The sequence below is a fragment of the Tumidithrix elongata BACA0141 genome (assembly GCF_036349135.1).
Classification (GTDB): domain Bacteria; phylum Cyanobacteriota; class Cyanobacteriia; order Pseudanabaenales; family Pseudanabaenaceae; genus Tumidithrix; species Tumidithrix elongata.
In genome coordinates this window covers 1-20,752 of the sequence record NZ_JAZBJZ010000048.1, presented here as the reverse complement: position 1 = coordinate 20,752, position 20,752 = coordinate 1, and the positions used below count along the sequence as shown (strand labels likewise).

The following is a 20,752-nucleotide window of genomic DNA, read 5'->3' as shown; positions in this document are numbered from 1 at the left end:
AGTGGGAGGCAAAAAAGAAATTTAGAATTTGCCGATCGCAGGCTCCCTCTTAGCAAAAAAGCTTAACGAGCAAGAGATGTAAATGGTCGAGTGAGAATGAATATTGGAAGGAAAACACTTTGACTTCAGAAATTTTGGCGAAAGTTGAAGAGCAAATGATTTAGATTTTGCAGATCGATCAAAAAAGCATCATGTCCGTGAATGGAATTTAAATAGACAAGATTGGCATTGGGTATGAACTTGGCAAGTTCCTGCTGTTCTTTAGGGAAATAGAGCAGATCGGAGTCGCAGGACACAATCAACGTAGGTTGGCGAATGTTCGTTAAAACCGTAGGATAATCACCGCGATCGCGTCCCAGATCGTGGCTATCCATGGCTTTTGTCAGAGAGATATAGGTATTCGCATCAAAGCGTTCCACTAATTTTTCACCTTCTTGTTGCAGATAGGTGGCGATCGCAAAATTACCACCATCATCCAGTTCGCGACCGAATCTCCGATCGAAATCGAGGTGACCGTAATAAGAGCAGGTGGCAATCATCCTCGCGATCGCGAGTCCCTTGTGAGGTGCTAAGCGATCGTTATAATTGCCATCTTGCCAATGGGGATCGGCATAAATTGCCTGACGTTGGGCTTCGCTGAGGGCAATGCTCCAAGCGGAATGCCTGCCCGCTACAGAAATGGGGGCGATCGCCTGCACCCGATCTGGATACATCAAAGACCATTCCAAGGTTTGCATCCCCCCAAGGGAGCCACCTGTAACCAACTTCCATTGATTAATGCCCAGTCCAGCCATCAGTTCTGCTTGCGATCGCACGATATCGCGAATCGTAATCGGGGGAAAGTTGGCTCTGTAAGGCTTGCCTGTATTTGGGTTGACAGAAGTCGCCCCTGTCGTGCCATAGCAACTACCCAAAATATTCGCGCAGACAATCAAATCCACCGTGGGATCGAAAGTTTTCCCTTCACCAAACAAACCATCCCACCAGCGATCGGCATCGGCATTTCCCGTAAATCCATGACAAATCAGTACAGCATTATCTCCTTTAGCATTCAACTCTCCCCAAGTGCGATAGGCGACTTGGACATTGTGAAGCACCTCCCCTGACTCTAATGCCAAGGGCTGAGGGATCTGATAGAACAGCGTGCGATCGGAGATGAAATGCTTGTACTTCATAGGTTTCTATTTTCGACGGTGCGAATTGGAGCATGCGAATCGGAGCAATTGCAATGCCATCCGTTCTCTCCTCGACTCAACACCTTACTGCACCTACTTTTAGATTTGTTGGAATGCCTGCTCAAAGTCAGCCTTAATATCTTCGATATGTTCCAAACCTACGGAAACCCTAATTAAATCAGGGGTAACGCCTGCCGATTTCTGTTCCACTTCGGATAATTGTTGGTGGGTGGTCGAAGTCGGATGGATCACCAAAGTTTTAGCATCGCCGACATTTGCCAGATGGCTAGCAAGTTTCACCGCATTAATAAAGCTACGACCTGCCTCTAAGCCACCCTTGATGCCAAAATTCAGGACTGCACCGAACCCATATTCGAGATATTTCTTAGCGCGAGCGTGGTAGGGATGGTTGGGCAATCCAGGGTAATTCACCCAATCAACCTTGGGATGATTGGATAGCCATTCGGCTAGATGTTGAGCATTTTGTAAGTGGCGATCTAGACGCAGAGAAAGAGTTTCTAAACCTTGCAATAATAGAAATGAGTTAAATGGACTGATGGATGAACCCAGATCTCGCAATCCTTCTACTCTCGCTCTGATAATGAAGGCAATATTGCCAAAGGCTTCATGAAAATTCAACCCGTGATAGCCAGGGGATGGTTCCGTAAAGATGGGAAATTTCCCATTCCCCCAGTTAAATTTGCCCGAATCGACAATTACGCCACCGATGGAAGTGCCATGACCGCCAATCCATTTGGTAGCAGACTGAACCACGATATCCGCACCATAGGCGATCAGTCGGGCGAGATAGCCTGCTGCACCAAAGGTGTTATCAACGATTAAAGGAATGCCATGCTCGTGGGCGATCGCTGCCAAGGCTTCAAAATCAGGAATGTTAAATTGCGGGTTGCCTATTGTTTCCACATAGAGGGCTTTGGTATGCTCGTCGATCTGCTTGCGAAAATCTTCGGGATTGTCCCCATCGACGAATTTGACTTGGATGCCCAAACGAGGCAGGGTAACTTTGAACTGGTTATAGGTTCCACCGTAAAGGTAGCTAGTGGAAATGATGTTATCTCCAGTTTGAGCGATGGTCGCGATCGCTAAAAACTGTGCGGCTTGACCGCTGGATGTTGCTAAGGCTGCCACACCCCCTTCAAGGGCAGCAATTCTTTGCTCAAACACATCCGTGGTGGGATTCATGATCCGCGTGTAGATATTGCCAAATTCTTTTAGGGCAAAGAGATTCGCTCCATGATCGGCACTGTTAAACACATAGGAAGTCGTTTGATAAATGGGAACAGCACGAGCATTTGTGGTGGGATCGGGCTTTTGCCCAGCATGGATTTGCAGCGTTTCAAAACGATAATTATCAGACATAGATATCACTTATACTTCAAGATAATTTTTCACGATTATTGAATCGATTCTGAGGCGATCGCTTTGCCAATTTCTGTCGCTTGAGGAACTTCGATCAACTTGCCTGTCTTGACATCATAGATAAAGCCGTAGATCGGAATTTCCTTAGGCACGAGCGGGTGATTGCGAATGCGCTTTACATCAACAGCAACGCTTTCAGCTAAATCTGAGAAGGTTAACCAGTCAATAAATTCGCCTTCATCAGAGCCTTCTCCTTCTCCTGAGTCATGCCAACCATTTGCATCAATGGAAGCAGTTTTGAGGCTACTTGCCAGCAACCCACGAATTGTCCGATCGGTAAACAACTGCATACCACAGTCAGAATGATGAATCACAAACCATTCTTTTGTGCCTAGCAGTTTGTAAGAAATCACTAGCGAGCGAATGGCATCATCGCTTGCCCTACCACCCGCATTCCGAATCACATGGGCATCGCCTTCTGTAAGACCCGCGAATTTAGCAGGATCGAGGCGTGCATCCATGCAGGTCAAAATTGCAAAGTGTCGGCTCGGCGGTAAAGACAAGTTTTCCTTTGCACCAAAATTTTCAGCATACGACTGATTGGCTGCTAGCACCTCTTTCAAAATTTGACCCATTGCCTTTATGTCCTAGGTTCACTTTTTACGACTTAAATCTACTATATAACCGAGTAAATGCCGTAGATATAACTTAAAGATGCTAGCATGCCCGAAATTCCGCGATCGACTTTTTTATGGAATTTGCTTTTAAAACCGTAAATTCCATAAAAAAATCATAATAAAATCTTAAATTATTCATTTAGATGCAGCATTGTTTAGCAATCCTAAACGAGTTGTAATTTATCTGTAGCGCAGACATCTTGCCTGTATAGGTTCTTAGTACGAGCAGCATTCACAAACCATAAAGGATTGCTATAGATCTTTCGTATTGCAACCTTCTACGATATAAACTAGTGTTTATCGTAATATCAAGATCGATGCTTATCCAAAATTAAGTAAAGATTTCGTGCAGAAATTGGCAATCAAAGCTGCCACATAAATTTTTCAGAAGTTTGTTTAACCGTGAGGAGTCAATTCAGATGCTCAAAAAAAGTCTATTCCATCAATTCAGGCGATCGTCAGTAAGAATGTTTGCTCTGCTGTTTGCGATCGCCCTCAGCACCAGTCTCGTTCTATCAGCTTGTTCTCCTTCTAATGACACTGCCGTAACTCCCACTCAAAGCACCAGTTCTAGTGCCAGCCCTAAGACCAGTCCTGCAACGGAAGCACCTAAGGTGAGGATTGGTTTCCAAAAAGCAGCAACCGTTCTTTTCTCTCTAAAGGGTAAAGCTAGCTTAGAAAACGCCTTAAAGCCCTCGGGAGGTTCGGTAACATGGACAGAATTTACCGCAGGACTTCCGCTGGTAGAGGCTTTAAATGTGGGAGCGATCGATCTTGGCTATGTTGGTGAAGCACCACCTATATTTGCTCAAGCTGCCGCAGGCTCTACAGTTCGCTATGTTGCCTACGATCCATGGAGTCCTGAAGGCGAAGCGATCGTCGTTCAAAAAGATTCCCCCATTAAAACTATCGCCGATCTCAAAGGTAAAAAACTCGCTGTACAGAAGGGTTCCAACTCCCATTACCTCGCGGTGAGTGCAGTAACATCCGCTGGACTGCAAATCAGTGATGTGGAGTTTTCTTTTGTTAAACCTGCCGATGCTCGTGCTGCCTTTGAGCAAAAAAATGTGGATGCTTGGTCAATTTGGGATCCCTATCTTGCTGCGATCGAGTCTGACTCTGATGCGCGTATCATCACAAGTGGCAAAGGATTAGCCCCCAATCGCGGCTATTATCTAGCTTCGCAAGCCTTTATTGAAAAGAATCCAGAGACCCTAAAGCTCGTTTTGAAAGAAATCAAGAAAGAGAGTGATTATGTCAAGAAAAATCCAACAGAAACTGCCAAACTGCTCTCGCCTGCTCTGGGAATTGACGCTGCAGTCTTAGAAAAAGCCGAGAAACGTCGCGATCACGACACCTTGCCAATTACAGCAGAAGTGATTACCAAACAGCAAGAGATTGCCGACACCTTTGAAAAGCTCAAACTCATTCCTAAATCAATCAAGGTGAAAGAAGCGGTTTGGGATTGGAAATAAATTGCCTGATATTTTAGTGTGCCATCCTTGAGGGGTTCTAAACTTAAAAGCCTCATTCAGTGGGGCTTTTACTGCAATTACAGGGAGCCCAATCATGTCCGAATCAATCAATCCAATCAAAACAATATGTCCACATCCACGCTAAACATCAATACCCAAAGACTGCAAACCGATGTCCTCGTCATCGGTGGTGGTACGGCTGGTACTATGGCAGGTATTAAGGCGAAACAAGCAAATCCCGATCGCGATGTTTTGATTTTAGAAAAGGCAAATATCCGCCGTAGCGGTGCGATCGCTATGGGTATGGATGGTGTAAATACTGCCGTGATCCCTGGAAATTCCACGCCAGAGCAATATGTAAGAGAAGTAACGATCGCCAACGATGGCATTGTCGAGCAAAAGACGGTCTATCAGACAGGGAAACTCGGCTTTGAGGTAATTCAGGAATTAGAAAGTTGGGGTGTGAAGTTCCAAAAAGATGCTCAAGGAGAATACGACCTCAAGCAGGTACATCGCGTCGGTAAATATGTGTTGCCAATGCCTGAGGGTAAAGACCTGAAGACGATCTTGACGCGGCAGGTAAAACGGCATAAGGTGCGCGTCACAAATCGAGTGATGGCAACAAGGGTATTGGTGGAAAATGGCAGAGCGATCGGGGCAGTGGGTTTTGACGTGCGGAACGGTGATTTTGTCGTCATTCAAGCCAAAGCAGTAATTTTATCGACAGGTGCAGCGGGAAGATTAGGTTTACCAGCTTCGGGCTATCTCTATGGAACCTACGAGAATCCCACCAACGCAGGCGATGGCTACTCGATGGCATACCACGCAGGGGCAGAACTATCGAATATTGAATGCTTTCAAATCAATCCGCTGATCAAGGATTACAACGGGCCTGCATGTGCCTATGTTGCTGGGCCCTTTGGCGCACATACGGTGAATGCGGAGGGACATCGCTTCATCAATTGCGACTATTGGAGCGGACAGATGATGCTAGAGGTTTGGAAAGAACTCAACTCTGGTAAAGGTCCCGTACAACTAAAAATGACCCATCTCGATGAAGATACGATCGCTGAAATCGAAAGAATTCTCTGGGCTAACGAACGTCCTAGCCGCGAACGTTTCCACGCTGGACGGGGTGAAGATTATCGCACCCACGGCATAGAGATGAATATTTCGGAAATTGGCCTATGCAGCGGACATAGTGCGTCGGGTGTGTGGGTCAACGAAAGGGCAGAAACCACAGTAGCAGGGCTATATGCGGCAGGTGATATGGCTAGCGTTCCCCACAATTACATGATCGGTGCATTTGTGTTTGGACGAATTGCGGGAATTGAGGGCATGAAGTATAGCGAAAATCTCGAACATGTCGAGCCGAATCCCGAATTTCTGCAAGCTGAGAAAGATAGGGTTTACGCACCGTTAACGCGACCGAATGGTATTCCTCACACCCAAGTGGAATATAAGCTGCGCCGCTTTGTCAATGACTATCTACAACCACCAAAATCTACAAATAAGATGGGTATTGGCTTAGCCCTATTCGATCGCTATCAAGAAACCCTCGATCTCATGGGAGCGCAAGATCCTCACGAATTGATGCGCTGTATGGAAGTCCACTTTATTCGCGATTGTGCCGAGATGGCAGCGCGGGCTTCTCTGTTCCGTAAAGAAACAAGATGGGGGCTTTATCATTATCGTTTGGATTATCCAGAGAAGAATAACGACGAATGGTTCTGTCATGTCAATTTGAAGAAGGATGAGTCAGGACAAATGACTCTCTTTAAACGAGAAATTTCTCCCTACATTATTCCCGTTGACGTGCGTCAAGAAGTCTACGATGTCGCTGTGAGGTAGATCGTGGCTATTTATAATTCCATCGGTCAGCAATATGCAAAAACGCGAGTTCCCGATCGCCGCATTGTCAATCAGTTAATCGATCTACTCGATTTACCTCAAGGCAGTGCGATCTCCGATATTGGCGCGGGAACGGGTAACTATAGCTATGCCTTAGCAAATCAAGGATTTTGGGTGAAGGCAATCGAGCCTTCTGTCGTGATGCAACAACAAGCGATCGCGCATCCACAACTTCAATGGTTTACTGGTTATGCTGAAAATTTACCCCTCGGCGATCGCTCCGTTGATGCCGCAATTAGTACCTTAGCCATTCATCACTTTTCAGACCTCCCCAAAGCATTTCAAGAAATGCATCGCGTGGTTAAAGATGGTGCGATCGTATTGCTAACTTTTGATATTAGACTTGCCCAAAAAATATGGCTTTATGATTATTTCCCTGTTTTCTGGGAAGATTCTGCACGATTTTTAACACTTAATCAGCAAATTGATTTAATTCATCAAAACACGAAAAGAAAAGTTGAAGCAATTCCTTTTTTAGTACCCGACGATTTATCAGATTTATTTGCGGCCGCTGCTTGGAAGCGACCAGAACTGTATCTCGATCCCCAAGTGCGTTCGGGGATATCAGCTTTTGCATTAGCAAATCAAAATTCAATTGAACAAGGAGTAAAATTATTGGAAAAAGATTTAAGTAGTGGAGCATGGACAAAGAAATATAGCGATATTCAAAACTTAACTGAGATTGATTTTGGCTATCGTTTCATTCGAGCAACGCTTGATAAGCAGCTTTGAAATTGAAACCCTGAAGATACAAAGATTTAGATCCCCGACTTTTTTCTTTGCGATCGCAGATCGGTTTTATTAGTCATACAAAAAGTCGGGAATCTGTGCATTTACAAGCAACACCTATTTACATCTAAATGTATGACAAGCAATATTTCCATAAACAATAAAGTTGCAATTAGAAAAGCGGGAATAAAAGATGCTAAAAGGATTGCTGTTCTTGCCGATCAACTGGGATATTCTGTCAGCGACTGTCAGTTAAAAGAACGTTTGACTAAAATTTCTAATAATGATTCTCATATTATTCATGTAGCAACTTTAAAAAATGACGATGTAATTGGCTGGGCACATACCCATACTGTTGAATCAATACTTATGCCAACTTGTATATTGCTAGGATTGGTTGTCGATCGCGATTATCGTCATCAAGGAATTGGACGTTTGTTAATGCAAGAGGTTGAAAATTGGGCTTTAAGTTCTGGCTATGAAAATGTTTTATTACGCTCTAATATCAAACGCAAAGAAGCACATGTTTTCTACGAAAAAATTGGCTACTCAAACATAAAACAGTCGATAACATTTCAAAAAGTTCTTAGTAGAGAGCTGTGACTTTAGGAATACTGTAATTGGGTTTAAATATATTTGAAAGAGGTAAATATGCAAGTTAGTACGACCGATCTAATTCGAGATCAAATTGAATACTATCGATCGCGTTCCAGTGAATATGATGAGTGGTTTTATCGGATTGGGCGCTACGATCGCGGGCAAGAACTTAACGATCGCTGGTTTGCTGAAGTCGCGATCGTCCAGAAAGCTTTACGAGAAATTGGTCAAGTCAATCAAGTTTTAGAATTGGCTTCTGGTACGGGTATTTGGACAGAACAACTTTTACAGATTGGAGCAAAGATCGAAGCGATCGATGCTTCTGCGGAAACGATCGCCATTAACCAGAATAAATTAAACTCGGATAAAGTAGCCTATCGACATCAAGATATATTCGCATGGGAGCCAGAGCGTGAATACGATCTAGTATTTTTCTCTTTTTGGCTTTCCCACGTCCCACCAGATCTGCTCCAATCCTTTTTAAAGAAGGTTTATCTTGCTACCCGTAAGGGAGGACAGATTTTTGCGATCGATTCCCGCAACGATCCAACTTCTCGCGCCAAAGATCACTCGCCAAATAGGCAAGATGGAATTTACCAAGCTCGGAAACTTAATGATGGCAGGGAGTTCAAGATTGCCAAGATTTACTATCAACCAGATGAACTGCAAAATCTATTCGTTAATGCGGGATTTACCGGAGATGTGCGAGTCACGGAAAACTACTTCATCTATGCCCGTGGATGGAAATCCACTTAGTCGCAAATTTTTATTTTATCCAAATCCCAATCGCTTATCCCAATCATTACAAACATGGCATTAATTAACCAACGTGTAGATGTTCCCGTCATCGTCGATGAGTCCAAATGTCTAGAGAAATGTGTCGCTTGCATTGAAGTTTGTCCGCTCGATGTACTCGCCAAAGATCCCGTCACAGGCAAAGCCTATATGAAATATGACGAGTGCTGGTTCTGTTTGCCCTGTGAGAAAGAATGTCCGACGAACGCGATTACCGTCCAAATCCCATTTTTATTAAGATAGAAGATTACTCATGTCTACTCATACAAATCCAGAACTACAAGAATGGATAGAACTATTGCAGTCGCCCGATCTCAACGATCGCTTAGTGGCGATCAAAAGCCTGCAACACCTTGGTGACGAAGAAGCGATCGATGTCGTGGTGCTTGCTTTAAAGGATGAAAGTCCAGCCGTTCAAAAAATCGCGATCGCTACCCTCTGGGAGTTTGCCAATCCCAAAGTAATTCCCAGTCTAATTCCCAGCCTCGCTTCACCCCACGAAGAAGTGCGAGAAGTTGCGCTGTCTTCTCTCGGCGAACTAGTTTCCCAAGATTCGCTTTTGTTATTGCTGGATGCTCTACACCAAGAGGATCTTAACCTCCAACGCAGTGTCTTGATTCTCTTACGCAAGATCCATGATGCGCAGTCTTTGCCCTATTTGCTGCCATTTCTGCAATCAGAACATCCCGAACTTCGAGAAGCCGCGATTACGACTCTGCGCTATCTCAACCAAGTCAAAACTAGTCCTACGGCTCTGCCATTACTTCAAGATCCTGTAGATTTTGTCCGCCGAGAAGCTGCCCTAACCTTGGGATATCTCGCTGATGCAGAAGTCATTCCTAATCTGAGGAAAGCCCTGCGCGAAGATCCCGATTGGCAAGTTCGCCGCAATGTCACCAAATCCCTTGCCCTTCAAGCTAATTCTTCAGTAATTCCAGACCTGATTGAGGCGATCGCCGATCGGCATTGGCAAGTGCGACGGTTTGCGATTCAAGCTTTGCAAAGCATTCTCAAAAATCATCCTGAGGGAATCCATCGCGAAGAGGCGATTCCGGCTTTAGTAAATGCCCTTGCTGACGAGTATGCCGATGTGCGCAAAGATGCCGCGATCGCTTTGGGAAATCTTGGCAGTCCTTTAGCGATCGCTTCCCTACAACAAGTTCTCGACGACCCCGATCGCGAAGTTAGCATTCAAGCCGAACGGGCGATCCAAAAGCTTAAAGCGCACACCTCAGAAACCGCATCTCAAACATCGCCGTAGGTTGCAGCTATGATTGAAGGATTGAGTCATATTACCTTTGTCGTCAGCGATCTAGAACGCACGTCAATCTTTCTGTCAACGATTTTTGAGGCGAAAGAAGTCTATTCTAGCGAGGACAAAACATTTTCCATCGCTAGAGAAAAGTTCTTTCTCATCAATGGCATTTGGATTGCCGTCATGGAAGGAAAGCCTCTATCTGAGAAAACCTACAATCATGTAGCATTTAAAATTAGCGATCGCGATTTTGAAAAATATCTTCTGCGAATAAAATCTCTGGATTTAGAAGTTCGAGAAAGTCGAAGTCGCATCGAAGGCGAAGGAAATTCTTTATATTTTTATGACTATGACAACCATCTATTTGAGTTGCATACAGGTACACTCGATCGCCGTTTAGCCGCATATTCCTGTTCAGCCAAGCATTCCAGAGCCTTATGAATACAGCCTAACTTAGAACTTGTTTCGGAATTCAGCTAAGATCGTGGTTGCGTGGATCTTGGTAGTCTGATTTGAGGAAAGCTATGCAGCCTAAAGCCGTACAAACTGTTGTCAAAGATGAATACAACGACAACTTTACCGATCGTCTGTTTATCTGGCTGTTTTCTCGTAAGATGTCTCAGGCACTAGGTTCGGGCACTAAAATTAACGGCTATGCTGGCTTTGTCGATCTGTCAAAACAAATTATGCAGGGACGCAATGCCCAAGAGCAGCAAGTCATTGTTGCCAAAGTGCTGGAATCTCTAGTACCAGCTCCAGCCCTCTGGGCAATTCGCAAGTTTTTCTCACCTACGCGACTGGTATGCGTTCTGAATGCTTGGTTTGCTACGCAATTGTTTGAATGGTTGGTGGGGCCTTGTGAGGTTGCCGAAGCGGAAATAAGTTTGGCGGATGGGACAGTGCGATCGCAGCCCTCTGCCGTCTATATCAAGAAATGCCGTTACCTAGCAGATAGTGGCTGTGTTGGGATGTGCGTCAATATGTGTAAAGTCCCCACGCAAACATTTTTCACCGAAAAGTTTGGGATTCCTCTCACCATGACACCCAACTTTGAAGATCTCAGTTGCAAAATGATTTTTGGACAAATCGCCCCCACGCCAGAAACAGACCCTGCCTATACGCAACCATGCTTAGCGCAGCAATGCCCAACCGCGAACCCCACAGCCCCCGTTTGCCCTAGGCTAATCTGATATCCGTTTCTCTTAATAACTTGCAAATAATTTGGAGCAGATCGATTTTTGGATTTCGCACAGAGCGCGATCTTTTCAAAATGGTATTTCTATAACTTCCCTCCCCTTGGCAAGAAGCCTTGCAAGAAGAGGGGAAACAGGATCGATCATTAATAGATGGGGTGGAAAATCAAAGTTGCCAAGATTCCAGTAACAGCGGAAGCAATCAAGGTGTAACTCCAGAATTTTCCAGCTTCAGGATTTGTTCCTAGTGCTGTGTCTTCGCGACTGGCAGTGAAGAACAACGACCAAGCTTGAGTCGCACTGATCGGTGCAAACTTGTTGAAGTCATCTAAAAATACTGTAGGAGTAAATAGATTGCGACCATCGTAGTTAAATGTAGTTTTCATAAGTCTTTCCTGTAAAATCGTGAGTATTGTGAATGTTGTGAATAGGAGCGAGTTGGCAATGGAATGACGATCTAGTTTAGACGTTGGTCAGCCACCAGATGAGACCGTGACCCGTTACGACTTCCATTGCGAGTAGTGAGACAAAACCAATCATGGCAAGGCGACCGTTGAGCAGCTCTGCGTAGGGAGTGAACCCTGCTTGCACTGCTTCTTCTAGATAAACTTGGGGTTCGATCGCATAGTTGTTGAGAATGCCTTCGTTGTTGAGTGTGTATCCGCTTTTCATTGGTTTGATTCCCTAATTCCGTGTATGTAAAGTAATGTAACAGGCATTCCCATAGGATGAATCTAGCTAAAGGCTTGTCTGTAAGCGATCGCGAGCATTCACAAAGACTTATGTAATTTGAGGGATGTCTTTAGATAGAGGCAAATCCACCTAATTCTGTTAACCTGCCGTTTCAGGAATTTCCATAGGGAAGTCGATATTTTCGTAAAGAAAAGACAAAGGAAACTCTAAGCTAACACTAGCAAGATAAACTGTCGGATCGTTAAGGCTGAAATCCGTTCCTTCGATCTCAATCGAGTGATACTCCCAATTAGGAGATTGGCTGCGTCGATAACATTCAAAACTGGGACGATCTGGATCGATAAGAACGTATTCTTGTAGGGTTTCGATGCGCAGATAGTTTTGTAGCTTGATACCGCGATCGCGGGCTTCAGTCGTAGGCGAAAGGGACTCAACAATCAAAGAGGGATATTGTAAAAAATCACGGGCGTTGCGATCGCGTTCGTCACAAGTGACTGCTACATCGGGGTAATAATATACACCCAGCCCAGTCATTACCTTGGCGTCGCTCACAAAAACTTTGCAACCTTTTCCGCGCAAATGTGGAACCAGCAATGCAGCAAAATTTGCAGGAACCTGACTATGGGGAAGCGTACCACCCGTCATGGCAATAATCTTGCCACGTTCGTACTCGTACTTTATGTCTTGCTGTGCTTCCCATGCCAAATAGTCCTCAGGGGACATGCGGCGATCACTATATTTGGGCTGAGCAACCATAAATACTTTTCAATCATATCGATGACGATCTTAGCAAAGTGCGATCGCTTCACAATTCCTATCGCGCAAAATTGGAACTTCACTAAGAACTTCACTAAGAACTTCACTAAGCACAGATTGGATAATCAAGCGCCTCTAAGGCAGCTCTAGCCGCATCTAAGTCATAGGGAAAGGGTCTCGGTAAAGGCCGATAATCTCTTTCGTCAGTCCCGCCATGACGCAGCACCGCATTGACCATGAGGCAAGGCTCATCGCTAAAGTTGATCGCCGCATGGGGAATACCTCTAGGAATTTTGACCACAGCGGGTTTGCGATCGCTCAGCCCAATATAGTCATACTTGCGATTTTGCAAAATCACGAGGACAAAGCTCCCCCTTACCACCAAAAGCTGGTCGGTCTGAAAGTGATGTACAAATAAGTCGTCATTCGCTCCCCCCGCCACCTGTACGAGCATCGTTTCATGGCTAGACTGAGGTGTAAAAAACTCAGCCATCCCACTTTTGATTGAGAATAAGTTTCTAACTTCGACACGACTAATTAATCCCATATCTAGATGTCTCCGCATCGTTGTCAACAAGGTCAGCCTATATCAGAAATATTTTAACTTTTGTAATTTGGAGTACGAAAAGTACTAGTTTTATGATACCAAATTCGCTTTAAAAATCACCGAGGCACGGGTGCTAGGATTTCATAGCAGAGCATGAGGCGTAAAGGAATGGACTCAACTTCAAACGGCAATTCTTCTCAGTTGTATTCCCTTGGCATACCGCCTAATGCTTGGCTAGTCAATGAAGCGATCGCAGATCTAACGCGCCCACCCCTAATACCGCAGCCGATCGCGCTATCCACAGAGACAAAAAAGCTCAGAATCGATCTGGCAAAGAGTGCCGCGATTATCGTGGATATGCAGAATGATTTTTGTCATCCCGATGGTTGGCTAGCGCATATTGGCGTTGATGTCACACTTGCTCGTTCCCCGATTGCTCCCTTGCAAGCTTTATTACCCGCGTTGCGATCGCAAAAAGTACCGATCGTCTGGCTGAACTGGGGAAATCGACGGGATTTGTTGAATATCGGTGCAGGTTTGCGTCACGTCTATAATCCCACGGGTCGTGGCATTGGTCTGGGCGATCCCCTGCCTGCCAACGGTGCGCCAGTTTTAATCGAGCATAGCTGGGCGGCAGCGATCGTCGATGAGTTGCAACCAGAGCCAACGGATATTCATATCGCCAAGTATCGCATGAGTGGATTTTGGGATACACCTCTCGATAGCATTCTGCGCAATTTGGGTAGAACTACGCTATTTTTTGCAGGGGTAAATGCCGATCAATGCGTGATGGCAACGCTACAGGATGCAAATTTTTTAGGCTATGACTGCATTCTCGTTAAAGATTGCACTGCCACGACTTCACCAGAGTTCTGCATGCAGGCAACAATTTATAACGTCAATCAGTGCTTTGGTTTTGTTACAGAATCCAGCAACTGCTTGGCAGCAATGACAAACACCACAGCAGAATCCTAAATTAGAATCCTAAATTAATAGTTGCGTAATTACGCTAAAGCTTGATTGAGCCCACACAATAGGATCGCAACCAAACAATATTCAAAAATACCTTCTGCCCAGAATTCAGCAATCCCAATATGGAAGCCCAACGCTGTGTGATTGCAGTAGCTAAATCCCCTAGAGACTATCAAGCCTATCGCATTAGTCCCCACGACACGAACCGCCTAGCGATCGTCTTTGATTCTAGCTCTGCCAATATCTCTCTAACAGTCTGCGTAGAAATCTTTGATGTAGGCGGTAAAACTCCACCCAACCGTCACAGTTTTGCAGTTGAAATGTTTTTCGTACTAAAGGGCGAAGGCATGGCATTTTGCGATGGGAAACCCATCCCAATTCGCACGGGGGATAGCCTACTCGTACCACCGACTGGCACACACCTGATTCAGAATACAGGGAGTTCCCGTCTTTATACTCTTTGCATTATGGTTCCTAATGAAGACTTCGCCGAGTTAATTCGCAGTGGTACGCCAGTGGCATTAGATGAAGAGGATTTGACCGTCCTGCACCGCAACCCAATACCCGCAATGGTTTGAGTTCTTTGTTTGCAGGCTCCTAATGATGCTTTCTCTCAGCCTGTAAAATTGAGAGAACTCGCCATATTTAACGTGAATTCAGGTTAAGGACTTCAGATCGCAGCAAGCTAACTTGTTGGAACCGAAGGGTTTGATCCCCCTGCCCTATCGGGCATCCCCCTTGAAAAAGGGGACAAGTAAATTCTCCCCCCTTTTTCAAGGGGGGCTGGGGGGGATCCCTGAGATGTATAGCGTTTCAGGTTTTCTTATCCCGAACTGACATTAGACTAAAGTGGAAGCTAACTATCCGTATTCAGTAAGTCGCGCAGGGTGCGAACTGATTCCATAAAGACTTGAACTTCTGGAACCTCCGATCGCATTAAGTCGGCTTTTGTGGCGATCGCTAAGAGTTTGCCTGCGTCCATAAACCCAATGCGATCGCCTAGCAAAAAGGCTTCTTGAATGTCATGGGTGACAAAAATGACGGTTTTTTCCAATTGTTTCTGGAGTTGTTTAAATTCTCCCTGAATCTCTAGGCGCGTAATTAAATCTAAGGCTCCAAAGGGTTCGTCCATTAGCAGCACGGGCGGATCGGCAGCTAAGGCTCTGGCAACGCCAACTCTTTGCCTCTGTCCGCCTGAGAGTTCGTGGGGATAGCGGTTCGCAAACTGCTCGGCATTTAATCCCACTAATTCTAAGAGTTGGCGCACGCGGTTGGCGATCTGCTGGCTCTGCCAACCCAAAAGCTTGGGAACTAAACCAATATTCGCCTCTACGGTGAAATGGGGGAAAAGTCCCGTCTCTTGGATGGCATAACCCGTCTGTCGCCGCAGTTGAATCGGATTCCATTTATTTGTAGAGATCCCATCTACCAATACCTCCCCTTGAGAAGGTAGCAGTAACCGATTGATCAGTTTTAAGGTGGTCGTTTTGCCACAACCACTCTTGCCCAAAAGCGTGACGATTTCTCCCTGTTCTACTTCAAAACTAAGCTCGGAAACCAAATCGCGGCGATCGAGCTGATAGGATGCGTTACGGAATTCGATGGCTTTTGGCATTGTTTAGCGATCGTCGGTAGTTTTAGTATCATACAATTTGGCGAGTCTACTGGCGGCTTGTTGATAGCGAGACACTAATTCTGGTGGGTTTCTGACTTGAACGCTATCCATAAATCGATTGAGCCATCGACAAAATTCGTTGAGCGATCGCGGTGGTAGGTTAATGGCGTAATCAAGATAATCTTTGCCCTTTTTGCCGATTTTTTGAAAGGGATGGCGATTCTCTCCTTCTTGAATGAAGGCGATCGCAGGTTCAAAGAAACGAACTTCAATTCGCATATATTTAAGCATTCCTTGTTTCTCTAAGGCTTGCTCTTCGCGATCGCCTAGATATAAGCCCCAACCCTTTTGCAATAGATCGTGAGCGATTTTAAGGCTGTGTTTTTGTAGTTCGATATCTCTTGGCGTACCGATGGGTTTTATATAGTCTCTAAAGCGATCGATGCGTTCGATTTCTATATGCTTATCTTCTATATATTCATACAACAAGTACCAAGCGATATCGTGGTAGAGCAGTTGTAACGGAACGACCTGTATGTAGCTAATGTTTCCTGCGTAGGGATCGGCATGGCGATAGAGTTCGATCGCTTGCCCGTTGTAAATTGCAGTTTCGATCGCATCGAGGCAGCTAAATAAATTATGCCGATTGGTTGGCTTGGCAAGCATTTCATCGGGGTTTGTGTAGATAATGGCACGGTCGATCTGCGATCGGACGGGATAGAGCAAGTCTTGAGCCGTTGTCTCTTGCAGTCCTCTGAGTTTGTTTTCGAGATCGCGATAGATACGAATGGCTTGCGGCGATCGCTGGTAGGTTGCCATGGAGGCGAGGGCATTCATGGCAATTTGGAGTTCGGGAATGGTCATGGCTCCTGTGCCCAGAAAGTAGCCCCAGCGGTAAATATGCTGGCTGAGAATGCCGTATTTTCGCAGGATCGTGAGGTCTTTGCGGAGGGTGGGAATGGCGTAGTCAGTCAGGGGAATTTGGTATTGCTGGGCGACTTCGCAGACTTTTTGACGCACGGCTTCGAGGGCTTCGTGGTGAGTACCTGTTTTTTTACCGAGGCGATCGGGACAGCCAACACCGGGATGATGGACAAATGTTGCAATCAATAGCAGCAACCGCTCAAAGGCACTAAGATCGCTATAGGGATGGAGTTGGCTGGGTTTAGGCATAGACTAAATTTCAGTAAGAAAATGCCAATATTTAAACAGAGTAGCATTTGTGCGTCTCTATGATTGCCATATATAGATCTTAGGTGAGTTCTAAAAATATTGGGAATTTCGTATACTTTACAGGTTTTCCCTGCTACATTGCTAACACAAGTATGTTTTAAGGGGCGTGTCTGCTATGCCTGAAAAGTTGCTTACAAATCGTGAAGGATCTGATGCGAGTTCAACCGCATGTATTTACACTGCGATTAGCTTTGCGCCTGTGCAAGGCTTTATCGAAAAATCTCGCAAGTTACGAGATCTCTATGGTGCTTCGCAAATACTTTCATATTTGAGTTATCGCATTGTCGAAGCAGCAAAAAGACTTGAAGGGATCACAGTAATTTCACCAGCAATCAGAGAGGGAGAATTAAGTATTGATCTGATACAAGGAATGCCCAATCGCATTTTGATTGTTGGTGCAATTAACCACGATCGAGCTTTCAATTTATTCCGTGACACACTAAATGATGCTTGGGGAAAGATTATCAAAGCTTGCAAAGATTGGGTAGAGCGTGAAATTACAAACGACGACATAAATCATAAATATAACTGGAATAGCTATGACTGGAATATGTCATGGAAACGATGGGAAATGCACGCATGGGAGATATTTGTAGGTCAGAATAACTCTAAGGATGACCAAAATAATCCTATCCATAGTGCAATGCGAGATCTAGAAACTCGTAAATTACGCCGAGCTTGGACTGTACCAAATTGGAATGGGGAAAGTTCTAGTTTGTCTGGGCATGATGCGATCGCTTATCCCAATATGGATCGAGAGATTACTAAAGAAAATAAGCGGAATGCAGGTCGTGAGCGAGATGAGATCGTTGATTTTTACCAGAGTTTGGCTGCTGCACTAGAAAATAGTAAACAACAAGATGAGCCAAAGTATCTTGACCCGTCAGAAAAGCTCAGTATTCCTGAACTCATTAAGCGTCTGGTAACACACCACCAAGTTTCGACTCTTGTCGATCGGATAGCTACTGAGAATAGGATAATCAGGCGTGGCGATCCTAGGCCAGTATTTCGGATTGATAATTTTAGCGAGCTGCTTCGCAAAGACGATGAATCTGGTGAAACTTATTGGACAGGATGGTTTATGGGAGATGGCGATGAAGTTGGCAAACATCTTAAAGAGTTATCCGATCTTCCTAGCCCCCACGATGCGGAAGCGGTAACAGAATTTAGCGCCAAGCTAAGAAATTCGGGTAGTAGCTTTCAAGATGGATTTGAACGAAAGAGACGAGGGCGGGTTGTTTATGCGGGAGGTGATGATTTTTTTGGTGTGATGTATAGCCACAAGAAAGGAATACACCTAAATGGGGCAGATGCGATTGATTGGTTGATTGATTTGAATAAAGATTGGAAGTCTAACAATCTTGGAATAAATCTTAGTGTTGGCTTCGTGTGGGCAGGGCATAGCGTTCCGCAACGTGATGTATTGCAGCATTGTCGCGAAGCTGAGAAGCGGGCTAAGAACTTGGGGCACGATCGCATCACAATTCGGATTATATTTAACAATGGACAGTTTGTGCAGTGGACTACACCTTGGGAATGTTTGAAATGGTTGAAGGATTATCGCGATCGGGATGGAACTCAAACTTATTTTAAGAACAAGGAGACTGGTAATTATGAGCTAACAGGTAAAAAAGCTAACTGGAGTCATGTTTATGGTGACTTAGCACAGCTTAAGGCGCGTCATGCTATCCCGCCCAAAAATCCCAAGCCCAAAAATGAAGATATAGCGATTGAGCTATTGAATCTATATTTTGGTAATGATAAGGGTACAAATCTGTCTGATAATCGAGAAAAAATTACAGGAGGAAGTGATACAAAATCAGTAATCGAATGGATTGAAAATATGATTCGAGTGGGGTGGCAGCTATGCTAAGAAGATTCAATTTCCTAATTAAAGTAAAGCCTTTAGGCTTTCTCTATGGCAGTGCAGGAGCTTTTTTGTCTGCTGAAAATCTTGTGGGTAAGTCAGGCGCAAAGTTTCCACCTGATGCTTCTGTTTTGTCAGGCTTGATATTGCGTATTTACCAAGAAGATTCAAAATCTAGTAAGGCTGAAATCGATAAAATCAAAAAAGATTTAACTGTTGCTGGAGCGTTTTGGGCTGAGGAGAGCAATCCTGAAAATTTTTATGTACCAATACCGCGATCGCGTATCTTTGGTAAAGAGATGATTGATCCTAAAACTCGCCATGAAAAAGAGAGCTATAACGAATGGGTTTTAGCTTCGGGTAAATGGGATCTAGCTGATAAGAAGAAGGAAGTTAGTAATGAGTACAAATGGCAAAAAATTGGCAGTTGGCAGAAACCTCTAGAGACAATTTTATGTTCAGGTTTATGCAAAGAAACGCCTTGGAAATTTACCCCAATTTTGCATCCCACGTTACAAGATGAACAGCGTCATACACTGGAGAAAGATGGACTTTTCTTAGAGAATGCTGTTCAAATGAGAGAGGATACCTGTTTGGTGTATCTCTCAACCCATGCTCTGACTGATGGCTGGTATCGCTTTGGTGGTGAAAGTCACCTTGTAGAAATTACCAGTCATGAATTAGATGAAGACAGCACAATCAATGAATTATTAAAGGAAAAGATTGAGCAGAGCTTTGCTTTAATTTGCCCTGCGGTTTGGGGAAGTAACAATTTATCTACCCGTTATCCTTCAGAATTTAAAGCTAGTGGTAAGCCGCCACAGATGCTGACCGATCGCCCTATGCCTTTTCGTTATCGACTTGGTAAAGGCGATGGCAAATCATCTAGTACTCTCGGTATTGGACGATATGCTGTGCCTGCGGGGACGGTGTATGTGCTAAAGCATGAACTGAACAGATCTTGGTGGGAAATTTCCGAATGAGTGGTTTCCTCAAAGTAGGGCAAACTTACCAGAAGGTCAAAATACGCTGCTAAAGCAGTTTGGCTGTGGTTTGTGTTTACCAATTAAAATTGAAGGAGTGGACTAATGTATAAAAAAGCTTACGGTATCATTGAAACCCTCGCTCCTCTGCATGTTAGCGCGGCGGCTGGTGAAGAAACAGGTAATCTAAATCTCATTTTTCGCGATCAGTTTACACAGACTGGAGTGATCCCAGGAAGTTCGATTCGTGGACGTTTTCGGTCTGATATGCGGCAAGATATACGACCGGAAAGTGGACGTGATTACAACTACTGGTATGGACAAGAGGCAGATAAAAAGGATGGTGAGGGTAATCAAATTGAGACGAAGGAAGCGTTGATTAAATTTGAGTATGCTTCGATTGTGTGGCTGCCAGTTTACTGTCCTAATCAACCTGTGGTTTGGGTATCTTGCCCGACATTACTCAAGCGCTATTGCCGTATTACAGGTAAAGCTAATCATGATCTTCAGCCATACAAATATTCTGGGAGTATCCCTAACGAAAAGCTTTTCTTTAATCTCGGATTTCTAAAGTTGGCTGGCCAAGATAGTGAATTAAAAAATTATTTGCCTGAGGCGATCGCAGGTAAGTGTCAATATCCGCTAGTTGTGGTTGATGACAATGACATGGCAATGATTCACGATATGGCTTTATATCGTCAGAGTCGAGTTGCATTAGAAGACACGCAAAAGAAAGCTAAGAAAGGAGCCTTTTTTAATTTAGAAGCATTGCCAGAAGGAACGGTCTTGGCTTTTCCGTTGGCAATGCGTGAGGTCAATGAAGACAACGAGGTAACATGGAAACATCGCCAATTCAAGGATGAAATGCAACGCCTAGAGATCTTTGCGTAAAGGGACTC

Annotated in this window: 23 protein-coding genes; 14 read left to right on the top strand and 9 right to left on the bottom strand. The window is 44.6% G+C overall.

From position 1 onward, the window contains the following. Nucleotides 1-125 precede the first annotated feature (125 nt). From metX to V2H45_RS13175, 3 genes are all read right to left on the bottom strand, one after another. Nucleotides 126-1,175, bottom strand: a complete 1,050-nt coding sequence (gene metX, locus V2H45_RS13185; RefSeq protein WP_330484104.1) for a homoserine O-acetyltransferase MetX — start codon at nt 1,173-1,175, stop codon at nt 126-128. A 99-nt stretch (nt 1,176-1,274) separates the two neighbouring features. Further along, nucleotides 1,275-2,555 (bottom strand): O-acetylhomoserine aminocarboxypropyltransferase/cysteine synthase family protein, encoded by a 1,281-nt coding sequence (locus tag V2H45_RS13180; protein ID WP_330484103.1) that lies wholly within the window; start codon nt 2,553-2,555, stop codon nt 1,275-1,277. A gap of 35 nt (nt 2,556-2,590) precedes the next feature. After that, nucleotides 2,591-3,190 carry a beta-class carbonic anhydrase gene (locus V2H45_RS13175; RefSeq protein WP_330484102.1) on the bottom strand — a complete coding sequence of 200 codons (600 nt, stop codon included), beginning with the start codon at nt 3,188-3,190 and terminating at the stop codon, nt 2,591-2,593. Between the two features lie 461 nt (nt 3,191-3,651). Between V2H45_RS13175 and V2H45_RS13170 the strand changes: the two genes are divergently transcribed. The 9 genes from V2H45_RS13170 to V2H45_RS13130 all read left to right on the top strand — a co-directional run bounded on the left by V2H45_RS13170 (nt 3,652) and on the right by V2H45_RS13130 (nt 11,184). Beyond that, nucleotides 3,652-4,707, top strand: a complete 1,056-nt coding sequence (locus V2H45_RS13170; protein WP_330484101.1) for a sulfonate ABC transporter substrate-binding protein — start codon at nt 3,652-3,654, stop codon at nt 4,705-4,707. 126 nt (nt 4,708-4,833) lie between these two features. Beyond that, entirely contained in the window at nt 4,834-6,558 is a 1,725-nt protein-coding gene (locus tag V2H45_RS13165) for a fumarate reductase/succinate dehydrogenase flavoprotein subunit (RefSeq protein WP_330484100.1), read from the top strand. Nucleotides 6,559-6,561: 3 nt separating this feature from the next. Continuing rightward, nucleotides 6,562-7,350 (top strand): class I SAM-dependent methyltransferase, encoded by a 789-nt coding sequence (locus V2H45_RS13160; protein WP_330484099.1) that lies wholly within the window; start codon nt 6,562-6,564, stop codon nt 7,348-7,350. 132 nt (nt 7,351-7,482) lie between these two features. After that, nucleotides 7,483-7,950 carry a GNAT family N-acetyltransferase gene (locus V2H45_RS13155; protein WP_330484098.1) on the top strand — a complete coding sequence of 156 codons (468 nt, stop codon included), beginning with the start codon at nt 7,483-7,485 and terminating at the stop codon, nt 7,948-7,950. A 48-nt stretch (nt 7,951-7,998) separates the two neighbouring features. Next, nucleotides 7,999-8,700, top strand: a complete 702-nt coding sequence (locus V2H45_RS13150; RefSeq protein ID WP_330484097.1) for a class I SAM-dependent methyltransferase — start codon at nt 7,999-8,001, stop codon at nt 8,698-8,700. 54 nt (nt 8,701-8,754) lie between these two features. Next, the gene (locus V2H45_RS13145; protein ID WP_330484096.1) at nt 8,755-8,982 is read left to right on the top strand and encodes a 4Fe-4S dicluster domain-containing protein; all 228 of its coding nucleotides are present in this window, start codon (nt 8,755-8,757) and stop codon (nt 8,980-8,982) included. 10 nt (nt 8,983-8,992) lie between these two features. Then, a complete protein-coding gene (locus V2H45_RS13140; RefSeq protein ID WP_330484095.1) occupies nt 8,993-10,000 on the top strand; it encodes a HEAT repeat domain-containing protein in 1,008 nt (335 codons plus the stop codon). Between the two features lie 9 nt (nt 10,001-10,009). Further along, a complete protein-coding gene (gene fosX, locus V2H45_RS13135; RefSeq protein WP_330484094.1) occupies nt 10,010-10,435 on the top strand; it encodes a FosX/FosE/FosI family fosfomycin resistance hydrolase in 426 nt (141 codons plus the stop codon). A gap of 83 nt (nt 10,436-10,518) precedes the next feature. Further along, nucleotides 10,519-11,184: a DUF4033 domain-containing protein gene (locus tag V2H45_RS13130; RefSeq protein ID WP_330484093.1), complete on the top strand. Its 666-nt coding sequence runs from the start codon at nt 10,519-10,521 to the stop codon at nt 11,182-11,184. 149 nt (nt 11,185-11,333) lie between these two features. Here the strand turns inward: V2H45_RS13130 and V2H45_RS13125 are convergent, their stop codons facing one another. The 4 genes from V2H45_RS13125 to V2H45_RS13110 form a co-directional block, all read right to left on the bottom strand. After that, complete coding sequence (locus tag V2H45_RS13125; protein WP_330484092.1) at nt 11,334-11,573, bottom strand: hypothetical protein; 240 nt, start codon at nt 11,571-11,573, stop codon at nt 11,334-11,336. Nucleotides 11,574-11,649: 76 nt separating this feature from the next. Next, nucleotides 11,650-11,859: a chlorophyll a/b-binding protein gene (locus tag V2H45_RS13120; protein ID WP_330484091.1), complete on the bottom strand. Its 210-nt coding sequence runs from the start codon at nt 11,857-11,859 to the stop codon at nt 11,650-11,652. A 159-nt stretch (nt 11,860-12,018) separates the two neighbouring features. Next, complete coding sequence (locus tag V2H45_RS13115) at nt 12,019-12,636, bottom strand: Uma2 family endonuclease (protein WP_330484090.1); 618 nt, start codon at nt 12,634-12,636, stop codon at nt 12,019-12,021. A 106-nt stretch (nt 12,637-12,742) separates the two neighbouring features. After that, nucleotides 12,743-13,183: a cupin domain-containing protein gene (locus tag V2H45_RS13110; RefSeq protein WP_330484089.1), complete on the bottom strand. Its 441-nt coding sequence runs from the start codon at nt 13,181-13,183 to the stop codon at nt 12,743-12,745. Between the two features lie 168 nt (nt 13,184-13,351). Here V2H45_RS13110 and V2H45_RS13105 point away from each other — a divergent pair, with 168 nt between their 5' ends. Together V2H45_RS13105 and V2H45_RS13100 are read left to right on the top strand one after the other, a co-directional pair. Further along, nucleotides 13,352-14,158: a cysteine hydrolase family protein gene (locus tag V2H45_RS13105; protein WP_330484088.1), complete on the top strand. Its 807-nt coding sequence runs from the start codon at nt 13,352-13,354 to the stop codon at nt 14,156-14,158. 119 nt (nt 14,159-14,277) lie between these two features. Beyond that, nucleotides 14,278-14,733 carry a cupin domain-containing protein gene (locus V2H45_RS13100; RefSeq protein WP_330484087.1) on the top strand — a complete coding sequence of 152 codons (456 nt, stop codon included), beginning with the start codon at nt 14,278-14,280 and terminating at the stop codon, nt 14,731-14,733. A gap of 278 nt (nt 14,734-15,011) precedes the next feature. Here V2H45_RS13100 and V2H45_RS13095 read toward each other — a convergent pair whose 3' ends face one another. After that, nucleotides 15,012-15,770 (bottom strand): ATP-binding cassette domain-containing protein, encoded by a 759-nt coding sequence (locus tag V2H45_RS13095; protein ID WP_330484086.1) that lies wholly within the window; start codon nt 15,768-15,770, stop codon nt 15,012-15,014. Between the two features lie 3 nt (nt 15,771-15,773). Beyond that, nucleotides 15,774-16,943, bottom strand: a complete 1,170-nt coding sequence (locus V2H45_RS13090; RefSeq protein ID WP_330484085.1) for a helix-turn-helix transcriptional regulator — start codon at nt 16,941-16,943, stop codon at nt 15,774-15,776. A gap of 175 nt (nt 16,944-17,118) precedes the next feature. On the opposite strand from V2H45_RS13090, the gene V2H45_RS13085 reads away from it, so the two are divergent. The 3 genes from V2H45_RS13085 (at nt 17,119) to V2H45_RS13075 (ending at nt 20,744) form a co-directional block, all read left to right on the top strand. Continuing rightward, nucleotides 17,119-18,876 carry a Cas10/Cmr2 second palm domain-containing protein gene (locus V2H45_RS13085; protein ID WP_330484084.1) on the top strand — a complete coding sequence of 586 codons (1,758 nt, stop codon included), beginning with the start codon at nt 17,119-17,121 and terminating at the stop codon, nt 18,874-18,876. Further along, a complete protein-coding gene (locus V2H45_RS13080; protein ID WP_330484083.1) occupies nt 18,870-19,853 on the top strand; it encodes a type III-B CRISPR module-associated Cmr3 family protein in 984 nt (327 codons plus the stop codon). Before V2H45_RS13085 ends, V2H45_RS13080 begins: the two co-directional genes overlap by 7 nt. Before the next feature lie 105 nt (nt 19,854-19,958). Beyond that, nucleotides 19,959-20,744, top strand: coding sequence for an RAMP superfamily CRISPR-associated protein (locus tag V2H45_RS13075; protein ID WP_330484082.1), 786 nt, complete (start codon nt 19,959-19,961; stop codon nt 20,742-20,744). The last annotated feature ends 8 nt before the right edge of the window (nt 20,745-20,752 follow it).

Coding starts and splice junctions, on each gene's coding strand:
- V2H45_RS13075 (WP_330484082.1), top strand. CDS start 19,959: ATGTATAAAAAAGCTTACGGTATCATTGAAACCCTCGCTCCTCTGCAT.
- V2H45_RS13100 (WP_330484087.1), top strand. CDS start 14,278: ATGGAAGCCCAACGCTGTGTGATTGCAGTAGCTAAATCCCCTAGAGAC.
- V2H45_RS13105 (WP_330484088.1), top strand. CDS start 13,352: ATGGACTCAACTTCAAACGGCAATTCTTCTCAGTTGTATTCCCTTGGC.
- V2H45_RS13080 (WP_330484083.1), top strand. CDS start 18,870: ATGCTAAGAAGATTCAATTTCCTAATTAAAGTAAAGCCTTTAGGCTTT.
- V2H45_RS13145 (WP_330484096.1), top strand. CDS start 8,755: ATGGCATTAATTAACCAACGTGTAGATGTTCCCGTCATCGTCGATGAG.
- V2H45_RS13180 (WP_330484103.1), bottom strand. CDS start 2,555: ATGTCTGATAATTATCGTTTTGAAACGCTGCAAATCCATGCTGGGCAA.
- V2H45_RS13165 (WP_330484100.1), top strand. CDS start 4,834: ATGTCCACATCCACGCTAAACATCAATACCCAAAGACTGCAAACCGAT.
- V2H45_RS13115 (WP_330484090.1), bottom strand. CDS start 12,636: ATGGTTGCTCAGCCCAAATATAGTGATCGCCGCATGTCCCCTGAGGAC.
- V2H45_RS13130 (WP_330484093.1), top strand. CDS start 10,519: ATGCAGCCTAAAGCCGTACAAACTGTTGTCAAAGATGAATACAACGAC.
- V2H45_RS13090 (WP_330484085.1), bottom strand. CDS start 16,943: ATGCCTAAACCCAGCCAACTCCATCCCTATAGCGATCTTAGTGCCTTT.
- V2H45_RS13155 (WP_330484098.1), top strand. CDS start 7,483: ATGACAAGCAATATTTCCATAAACAATAAAGTTGCAATTAGAAAAGCG.
- V2H45_RS13120 (WP_330484091.1), bottom strand. CDS start 11,859: ATGAAAAGCGGATACACACTCAACAACGAAGGCATTCTCAACAACTAT.
- V2H45_RS13140 (WP_330484095.1), top strand. CDS start 8,993: ATGTCTACTCATACAAATCCAGAACTACAAGAATGGATAGAACTATTG.
- V2H45_RS13150 (WP_330484097.1), top strand. CDS start 7,999: ATGCAAGTTAGTACGACCGATCTAATTCGAGATCAAATTGAATACTAT.
- V2H45_RS13110 (WP_330484089.1), bottom strand. CDS start 13,183: ATGGGATTAATTAGTCGTGTCGAAGTTAGAAACTTATTCTCAATCAAA.
- V2H45_RS13085 (WP_330484084.1), top strand. CDS start 17,119: ATGCCTGAAAAGTTGCTTACAAATCGTGAAGGATCTGATGCGAGTTCA.
- V2H45_RS13170 (WP_330484101.1), top strand. CDS start 3,652: ATGCTCAAAAAAAGTCTATTCCATCAATTCAGGCGATCGTCAGTAAGA.
- metX (WP_330484104.1), bottom strand. CDS start 1,175: ATGAAGTACAAGCATTTCATCTCCGATCGCACGCTGTTCTATCAGATC.
- V2H45_RS13175 (WP_330484102.1), bottom strand. CDS start 3,190: ATGGGTCAAATTTTGAAAGAGGTGCTAGCAGCCAATCAGTCGTATGCT.
- fosX (WP_330484094.1), top strand. CDS start 10,010: ATGATTGAAGGATTGAGTCATATTACCTTTGTCGTCAGCGATCTAGAA.
- V2H45_RS13125 (WP_330484092.1), bottom strand. CDS start 11,573: ATGAAAACTACATTTAACTACGATGGTCGCAATCTATTTACTCCTACA.
- V2H45_RS13095 (WP_330484086.1), bottom strand. CDS start 15,770: ATGCCAAAAGCCATCGAATTCCGTAACGCATCCTATCAGCTCGATCGC.